The 8,533-nt window shown below is 64.0% G+C and carries 10 protein-coding genes; 7 read left to right on the top strand and 3 right to left on the bottom strand.

The features are described 5' to 3' along the window. The 5 genes from BDO18943_RS41750 to BDO18943_RS41730 form a co-directional block, all read left to right on the top strand. Positions 1-278, top strand: a 278-nt coding sequence (locus BDO18943_RS41750; protein WP_235996333.1) for a response regulator transcription factor, incomplete at its 5' end; no start/stop codon positions are given. Between the two features lie 234 nt (positions 279-512). Beyond that, the gene (locus BDO18943_RS41745; protein ID WP_043182853.1) at positions 513-1,637 is read left to right on the top strand and encodes a porin; all 1,125 of its coding nucleotides are present in this window, start codon (positions 513-515) and stop codon (positions 1,635-1,637) included. Between the two features lie 170 nt (positions 1,638-1,807). After that, positions 1,808-2,512 (top strand): glutathione S-transferase N-terminal domain-containing protein, encoded by a 705-nt coding sequence (locus BDO18943_RS41740; RefSeq protein WP_175026640.1) that lies wholly within the window; start codon positions 1,808-1,810, stop codon positions 2,510-2,512. A 194-nt stretch (positions 2,513-2,706) separates the two neighbouring features. Further along, complete coding sequence (locus tag BDO18943_RS41735) at positions 2,707-3,033, top strand: EthD family reductase (protein WP_043182851.1); 327 nt, start codon at positions 2,707-2,709, stop codon at positions 3,031-3,033. 627 nt (positions 3,034-3,660) lie between these two features. Then, the gene (locus BDO18943_RS41730; protein WP_235996332.1) at positions 3,661-4,671 is read left to right on the top strand and encodes a dienelactone hydrolase family protein; all 1,011 of its coding nucleotides are present in this window, start codon (positions 3,661-3,663) and stop codon (positions 4,669-4,671) included. Positions 4,672-4,873: 202 nt separating this feature from the next. Here the strand turns inward: BDO18943_RS41730 and BDO18943_RS41725 are convergent, their stop codons facing one another. Further along, entirely contained in the window at positions 4,874-5,596 is a 723-nt protein-coding gene (locus BDO18943_RS41725; protein ID WP_175026639.1) for a glutathione S-transferase family protein, read from the bottom strand. An 18-nt stretch (positions 5,597-5,614) separates the two neighbouring features. Further along, positions 5,615-6,046, bottom strand: a complete 432-nt coding sequence (locus BDO18943_RS41720) for a DoxX family protein (RefSeq protein WP_175026638.1) — start codon at positions 6,044-6,046, stop codon at positions 5,615-5,617. A 101-nt stretch (positions 6,047-6,147) separates the two neighbouring features. Here BDO18943_RS41720 and BDO18943_RS41715 point away from each other — a divergent pair, with 101 nt between their 5' ends. After that, positions 6,148-7,035, top strand: a complete 888-nt coding sequence (locus BDO18943_RS41715; RefSeq protein WP_235996331.1) for a LysR family transcriptional regulator — start codon at positions 6,148-6,150, stop codon at positions 7,033-7,035. Between the two features lie 314 nt (positions 7,036-7,349). Here BDO18943_RS41715 and BDO18943_RS41710 read toward each other — a convergent pair whose 3' ends face one another. After that, complete coding sequence (locus BDO18943_RS41710; protein WP_175026637.1) at positions 7,350-7,865, bottom strand: MarR family winged helix-turn-helix transcriptional regulator; 516 nt, start codon at positions 7,863-7,865, stop codon at positions 7,350-7,352. Positions 7,866-7,995: 130 nt separating this feature from the next. Between BDO18943_RS41710 and BDO18943_RS41705 the strand changes: the two genes are divergently transcribed. Next, the coding region (locus tag BDO18943_RS41705) for an MFS transporter (protein ID WP_407650018.1) at positions 7,996-8,533 on the top strand (538 nt) is incomplete at its 3' end.

The raw sequence follows: 8,533 nt of genomic DNA, 5'->3' as shown, positions 1-8,533 counted from the left end.
GACACACGCTGCCGCAGCCGCGCATCGTGCCGCCCGCCCCGCGCGCGGCGGCCAGCCCGCGCGCGGTGCCGAGCGTCGTGCTGACGCCGAAGGAGCGCGCGATTCTCGAGCTGCTCGCGCGCAACCTGTCGAACAAGGAGATCGCGGTGGCGCTCGCCGTCGGCGAGGAAACCGTGAAGTGGCACCTGAAGAACCTGTTCGGCAAGCTCGACGCCAGCTCGCGCAAGCATGCGGTACGCCGCGCGCTGGTGTTGGGTCTCCTCGAAAGCGCGCCCTGACGTCGTAACGCCGGTTCCGCCAATCGGGCGCGTTGCCGCGCCCGCCTTCCTCCGATTCTCCGCAACCCTGCCCCCCGCGCGTGGGGGGGAGCGGCCGCCCGCCGTTGCGTAGTCTTTCCGCACGGCTCGCACGGGCGATGCCTGTCACACCTGCCCGCCCGCCTCGATGTTGCCCCGCTTCACCCGGCTGGGCTCGATCCCGACCGGTCACGACACGAAACCCTGGAGACTTGGATGAAGACGAAACTGGCCGCGCTCGCGGCGCTTGCCGGCTGTTCGGCGCTCGCGCATGCGCAATCCTCCGTCACGCTCTACGGCGTGATCGACTCGGGCCTGATGTACCAGAGCACGTCGGCGGCGTCGTTCAGCCCGACCGCGCCGAATACCGGCAAGGTGTTCCGCATGAAGGACGGCGGCATCTATTCGAGCTTCTGGGGCATCAAGGGCAGCGAGGACATCGGCGGCGGCTACAAGATCAACTTCAAGCTGCAGGGCTCGTTCGACAGCAGCACCGGCAAGCTGCAGTTGAGCGATACGCCGGGCACCGTCGCGATCTTCAACCAGGTCGCGTCGCTCGGCGTGTCGGGCCCGTTCGGCACGTTCACGGCCGGCCGCCAGATCGTGCCGATGATCTACGCGATGGCCGACACCGACGTGCGCAACGCGCAGTTCTTCGGCAGCGTGCTGATCGCGTGGCTCGGCCTGAACACGGCGGCCGGCTGGCCCGGGACGAGCACCAACGCCGCGATCGGCGCGCTGTACGACAGCAACGCACTCGTCTACCAGTCGCCGACCTTCGCGGGTGCGTCGATCGCGCTCGAATACGCGCCGGGCGGCGTGGCCGGGCAGTTCCAGGGCGGCACGCGCGAATCGGTCGTGCTCAAGTATGCGAACTACGGGCTGAACGCATCGGCCGTCTACTACAACGGCCACGACACGAACCCGGCGCCGGGCGTCGCGCCGACCGGCGTCGACAACAACCGTTTCATCTACTTCGGCGCGAAATACACGATCCACGATTTCTCGGTGTCGGCGTCGTACGGCAACGGCCGGAATCCGTCGCACGCGGACAAGGTGAACCTCGACATGCTGTCGGCCGGCATCGGCTATCGCTTCACGCCCGCGCTGCAGGTGACGTCCGCGGTGTATTACCTGAAGGACCGCAACCAGTCTGCAAACAAGTCGACGGCGGTCGTGCTCGCGGCCGACTACAGCCTGTCGAAGCGGACGATGATCTATGCGCAGGTCGGCCACGTGAACAACCGCGGCACGATGGACCAGATGCTCGTGTACGGGCAGCCGGTCGCGCCGGGCGTCGGCACGACGGCCGCGATGGTCGGGCTGCGGCACAACTTCTGATCTCTGCCGGCGGCGGCTCCCGGCGGTGTAGCGGCCGCCGTCGGCATCGATCGCCGGGATCGGCTACAGTGGGCGTTTTCGGCGCGCTCCGCTCCGCCGCCGCACCACTGGCCGTGGCGCGCGGCAGCATGGACGGAGCGCGGATCATTCACTTCGACGAGCGAACCTCCATGCCCGACCTGTCCGCCTTCCCGATCACGCAAAAGTGGCCGGCCCAGCATCCCGACCGTCTCCAGCTCTACTCGCTGCCGACGCCGAATGGCGTCAAGGTGTCGATCATGCTCGAGGAAACCGGCCTGCCGTACGAGCCGCACCTCGTGCGCTTCGACACGAACGACCAGCTTTCGCCCGCGTTCCTGTCGCTGAACCCGAACAACAAGATCCCGGCGATCATCGATCCGAACGGCCCGGACGGCAAGCCGCTGCCGCTGTTCGAATCGGGCGCGATCCTGATCTATCTCGCGGACAAGACGGGCCAGTTGATCCCGAAGGATCTCGCCGGCCGCTACGAGACGATCCAGTGGGTGATGTTCCAGATGGGCGGCATCGGGCCGATGTTCGGCCAGGTCGGCTTCTTCCACAAGTTCGCCGGCCGCGACTTCGAGGACAAGCGCCCGCGCGACCGCTACGTCGACGAATCGAAGCGCCTGCTCGGCGTGCTCGACGCGCATCTCGCGAACCGCCAGTGGATGATGGGCGATACCTACACGATCGCCGACATCGCGATCTTCCCGTGGGTGCGCAACCTCGTCGGGTTCTATGAAGCGGGCGATCTGGTTGGCTTCAGCGAATTCCGGAACGTCAAGCGGGTGCTCGACGCGTTCGTTGCGCGTCCGGCTGTCGCGCGTGGGCTCAATATTCCGGCGCGAGGCTGACCGTCTAAGCGGTCGCACGCCGTGCGGGCCGCGAAGTGCAAGGCCCGCCGCATTACGCGGCGGGCTTTTTGGGGTTTATCGCGAATCCCCGGCGAACGGCGGGATTAGAAGAATGGGTACGCCGTTTCTGGAAGAAGCCTTGGCCACGCCTTATATCGGCGACCTCGATGACCGTGCAACAACAGGAGAACCCGATGATCAAAGTCAGTGTCATGTACCCGTACGCCGCAGGCGCGCGATTCGATCATGCTTACTACCGCGAAAGGCATATGCCAATGGTGAAGCAGCGGCTTGGCGCTGCATGTCTGTACTACACGGTGGACAAGGGCATCGCAGGCGGTGCGCCGGGCACGGCCCCTGCATACGTGGCCAAGTGCGACTTCGTCTGCACGTCGGTCGAAGCTTTCCAGGCAGCCCGCGACCCGCACGCGCAGGAGATCATGGCCGACATCGCCAATTACACGGATATACAACCCGTGCTGCAAATCAGTGAGGTGGTCGTGGAGCGTTCGGACGTCTGACCAAGGTTCGGATCTCGCGAAGCACCGCCTCCGCGTATCGCGTACCTGGGCAACAAGGCGGTGCTTGTCCAGCGCTCCCCCCCTTCAACGACCCACGTGGTCGCAAGCATGACCTCGCGCTTTACGCCGACCATACGGTATACACCCTCACCGCCCCTCGTACCTGGCGTCGAGGTCATCACGGCTTGGTACGGATCGCTTTGGCGCGCATTCGCGGATTGCCACGTGGACCGCGATGGGCGCCTGAGTTTGCCGGCGGGTCGCACGAGAGCGCTCGACGTTCGCCGTTCGGCCAGTTGCCGGAGATCACGACCGGCGGCTGCCGGCCAGTAGTCGCCGGTCGCCATGACCGTCACGTGGTCATTCAAGCGGCCATTTTGTGCGGGTTAGCTGACAGTTCTTGCTGTGGCCATTGCTGTCTTTACCGCCGAGTCATCCGTCTTATCGGACCGGGGCGCCGTCATCGCGTGGTTCCCGTCAGCCGTCTCCTTTGCACCCTGAAGCCCGACTCGCGGCTATCGTGAGAGCCAGGCCCGCATCTGGTTCGGTGGACGTTGTAAGTTCTCGAATCCGGACTATGCTACTCGGAGCAAGTCGCCGACGAATTCATGATTAAAGGACCTCGGTATGCTTACTGCAGAATGGTATGGCGCATGTCGCCGTCGTATGGTCCTCGTCGCAGCCTGTATTCTCCTCGTGTCGCTCGCGCATACCGGATATGCGCAGGTCGCGCGCATGGAAGTCATCCCGTTTGAGTCACTCACATTGACAGACCAGGAATTCCTGGTCGGCCGCGAGGATGGCAAGCCCGTCACCATCGCTGGCGAACTGCGTCTGCCTCGCTCAGGCAATGAGCGGTTTCCACTGGTTATCCTGCTGCACGGTTCAGGCGGCGTCGGCAATTATGTTCTGGATTGGGAGCAGGAGTTTCTTGCGTTGGGCGTTGCCACCTTCGTCATTGACAGCTTCGCGGCTCGCGGCATCGTCAATGTGAACGACGACCAGTCCCAACTCGGTCGCTTGGCGCAAACCGAGGATGCGTACCGAGCGCTCGCACTGCTGGCCAGGCATCCAAGAATTGACCCCAACCGGGTCATGCTGATGGGGCTTTCCCGAGGCGGCCAAAATGCGCTTTACGCAAGCCTGACGCGTTTTCAGCGGATGCATGCTGATGCGTCGGGCGCACATTTCGCGGCCTATGTTGCTTTCTATCCGGATTGCACCTACGCCTTCCGAGACGACGAAGACATTGTGTCTCAGCCGGTGCGCGTGTTTCACGGTACTGACGACAATTACGCGCCTGTTGCGCCATGCCGAGCCTATGTCGAACGGCTAAAAGCCAAAGGCAAAGACATTCGCCTTACGGAATATCCCGGCGCCGGTCATGTGTTCGACGGACGCGCGTTCAAGCCGCCGGTGAAGTTGCGGCAAGCCCAGACAATGCGCAATTGCCGATGGGTGGAAGGTGACAACGGCCAGATTTTCAATGCGAAGACCAAACAACCTTTCTCGTATGACGACCCCTGTGTCGAACGTGGCGCCACTATCGCGTATGACGAGACGGCAGCGAAGGCAGCCCGACGGGCGGTGGCGGAACTTGTTGCTGCCACACTCAAACCGGCACGCCCGCCGAACTAGTTTCGTAACGATGACATGGAAGGCGCGACTGTGAGGCGGGGGAGCCAGAAGCAGTCGATTTCTTCGACGCTGCCACTGGCCGCTTTGTCGCAAACAACTGACGCCCGAGTCAGCTGGCCGGCGCCTCCCACCTTGCCGAGATACGTGTCGCCGGCCGACAGCGTAATCCAAACGAGAATGAAACGGATCCTTGTTGGGGGTTTCAGGGGTGTCGTGACTCAGTCCAGATCTGGGCCGGATTAGGCGCAGGCAACCCCTGAGTGCGGATGCGCGCTGACAGGGCCGAGCCGCGCTCGCGCAGGAAATCGATCAGCAACTGTGGATAATCCGCCCGGACTGCTGCGTGAACGGACGGCCGCTCGGCGAGCCGTTGCCGCCACGCGCTGACCCTGGGCACGCCCGCGAAAAATCCGAAATCGTCGATCTGCTCGAACACATCGAAGTAGCGGAACACCGGACCGAAAGCGGCATCGACGATGCTGAAGCGCTCTCCACCAAAATACGGACCGGTGCTCAGAGCGCCCTCCAACTGCTCGATTCGCGCGCGAATATCTCGGACTTTTGCGTTCAGGGCCGATTCGTCCGGAGCGACGTAGAAGCCCCCGATCGCGTTCAGCAGTGCCGACGAAAACTCGATCCACGCGCGGTGCCGTGCGCGTTCGAGCGGGCCGAGCGGATGCAGCCGCGGTTCGAGCGTCTCGTCGAGATAGTCGCAAATCACGGCCGACTCGAAGATCGGTACGCCAGAGACGACCAACACCGGCGTCTTGCCTAACGGTGAAATCCCGCGAAACCAATCAGGCTTGTTGCTCAGGTCGACGTCCGTGCGCTCGAACGACACGCCTTTTTCCGTCAGCACGATCACTGCGCGCTGCACGTACGGACAAAGCACATGACTGACGAGGTGATACGAGGTGGTATTCATGACATCGCCCCCTCGGTCTCAGGCCGCACCGGGCGAGAAGCGCGCGCTGCGATGCAACGCCAGCGCTCCATCGCCAAGCAGCCAGACAGCGACTGACGCGATGATCAGGAACACCGGATATTCCCAGCCGCCCCCCGGGCTCGTATGCACCCAGCCGTTGCGCAAATGAACCGATGCCGCGCATGCCATGACCGGCACCAGCAGCAGTGCGATCTGACGAGCGTAGATTCCCAGTATGAGCGCGACGCCGCCCGCCAGCTCGGCAGCGAACACGGGGTAAGCCAGAAAGCCCGGGAAACCGACGCTCTGAAAATATTGCGCAGTGCCCGGCAGCGTGAAGACAAGTAATTTCAGCAATGCGTGAGCAATCCACATCACCCCCAACGCGACGCGAAGCAGCAAGACGCCATACGTGGCAGAGGTATCGTTCGCAGCAGTCAATGAATTCATGGCCGTGCCTTTGAGAGAAGTTAGCAGACAGGCGCCCAATTTATCATTGCATATACGCGCTCGATACTCACACAATTACAATCATGCATTGCGAAAATGCAATGACCTGGAACCTGAGAATGCAGTTCAAACTGAGTGCTGTGGACCTTGAAACGATCCTGACGCTTTCCCGCGCCGGCACGCTGGCACAGGCCGGCGAGCGGCTGGGGGTGGATGCGTCGACGGTTTTTCGCAACCTGCAACGGATAGAGCGCGGCCTGGAGCAGCGCCTGTTCGAACGCACACGCTCCGGCTACCGTGCAATGGAACTCGCGCTTGCGCTGGCCGAACATGCCGAGCAAGTGGAAGTGCAAATCGAGTCGGCCCGCTCGATCGCGCAACACGTTCCCGAGCAGGTGGCGGGTACGGTTCGGATTACGACGACCGACACGATCCTGCACGCACTGGTGGGGCCGGCGCTCAAGCGGCTGGAAGCCACGCACCCGTTGCTGGCGTACGAATTGCACACGGGGAATGAAATTGCCGACCTCGGGCGCCGGGATGCCGACATCGCTGTTCGCGTCACGACGCAGCCACCGGAATACCTGGTCGGCAAGCACGTCGGCCCAATACAGGTTGCGCTTTTCGCGTCCAGCTGCCGTACCGCGCCGAGTTATGAAGACGTCATGGCGGGCAACGCGCGCTGGATTGCCCCTGACGATTCGTTACCGGGCCATCCGTCCGTCATCTGGCGCAAACGCCATTTCCGGAAGGTGATTCCACACTACAAGGTCAACAGCATCCTGACCGTCATGGAGCTGGTCGCCCTGGGCATGGGCGTAGGCATCTTGCCCACCTTCCTGACGCGCAATCGCACCGACCTCGTCCAGCTGACCGACGTGCTGCACGATTGCCAGACCGAGCTGTGGGTGCTGACGCACCGGGAATCAAGGCACTTGCGGCGGGTGTCGGCCGTGTTCAAGCACTTGTCCTCGACCCTGAGGATCTGATCGGAAAAGCGCAGCTTCCCGCGGCCGACCGAGTGCTCGCCTGCCCTGCTCGAACAGTTGCAGCGACACTAACGTACGGCGAGGCTCGCCCTGCCCTGCGAGCGGCTGACGACAATGAATGTCATCCGCAACTCCGGCCAGCAATGGTTGCGTTGCGTGTCGGGACCATACCTCGAGCGACCGCTTTCGAGGACTCAACGGACGCTCCCATGCATGCGCCGACGGTCCGCAACGGGTCGGCAAGCGACGCCCACGAAAATTCACGAAGGAATTTTTTACCCGCCGCGTACGTGTGCGTCACGCATTCCTCAGCGCTACTTTCCTTCCGCCCCTTTCGGTACCCCGTCTCCCAGCCCCGCCAGCAGCTTTTCCAGCAGTTGCGACAACTGCGCCTGTTCCGCGTCCGACAGCACGGCCAGCAGTTCACGCTGGTTGTCGATATGCGCGACAACCGCCTCATCGATCAGCGCACGACCGGTCTCCGTCAGCGCCACAAGCGTGCCGCGCCCGTCGGCCGGATTCGGCCGACGCTCCACCCACCCTGCCTTCTGCAGCCGGTCGATCCGCGCAGTCATCCCGCCTGACGACATCATCAGCGCGTCGTACAGCGCCGTCGGCGTCAGCGCGAACGGCGCTCCGCCGCGCCGCAGCGTCGCGAGCACGTCGAATTCGCCCGGCTGCATCCCGTAGCGCGCAAACAGCGGATTGAGACGGTCGCGCGCGATCACGAGCGCGGCTTCCTGCAGCCGCCCCATCACCACCATCGACGACGCGTCGAGATCCGGACGCTCGGTGCGCCATTGCGCGAGCGCATGCGCGGCTCGATCCATTAACCCTCCTCGGCTTGGCAGTTATCTTGACGTCGAGATAAATCGGCGTTTATCTTGATGTCGAGATACTTTACATGAAAAACGCGCGGCGCCTCACCGGGGCCCGCGCACCGATTTCGAGGGCCTCTTGATGAAACGCTTCACTTCCCCCGGATGGCGGCTGGCCGCCATCGTGCTCGTCGGGCTGAACCTGCGGCCGGCGCTTGCCGCGGTCGGCCCGCTGCTCGACATGATCCAGCGCGCAACCGGCATCGGCGACGGTGCGGCCAGCCTGCTGACGACGATCCCGATCCTGCTGATGGGGCTCGGCGCGCTGAGTGCGCGACGCTTGCAGCGCGTAACCGGCATCGCGGGCGGCGTCTGGCTCGGCGTCGCGCTGATCGGGCTGGCCTGCGTGTCGCGCGTCGGCGCGCAGCACGCGTGGCTGCTGCTCGCAAGCGCCTGCTGCGCGGGCGTCGGGATCGCGATGGTGCAGGCGCTGCTGCCCGGCTTCGTGAAAGCGCATTTCTCGACGCGGATCGGCGGTGCGATGGGCGTCTATTCGACGTCGATCATGGGTGGCGCCGTGCTCGCGAGCGTCGTCGCGCCGTTCGCCGCGGCCCGCTGGGGCTGGCTCGTCGCGCTCGCGGGCTGGGCGCTGCCGGCCGCGGTGGCCGCGCTGGCGTGGC

This window comes from Burkholderia aenigmatica (assembly GCF_902499175.1).
In the GTDB taxonomy this organism is placed as follows: Bacteria; Pseudomonadota; Gammaproteobacteria; order Burkholderiales; family Burkholderiaceae; genus Burkholderia; species Burkholderia aenigmatica.
The sequence above is the reverse complement of the archived record's forward strand: the minus strand, read 5'-3'. Positions and strand labels throughout refer to the sequence as shown.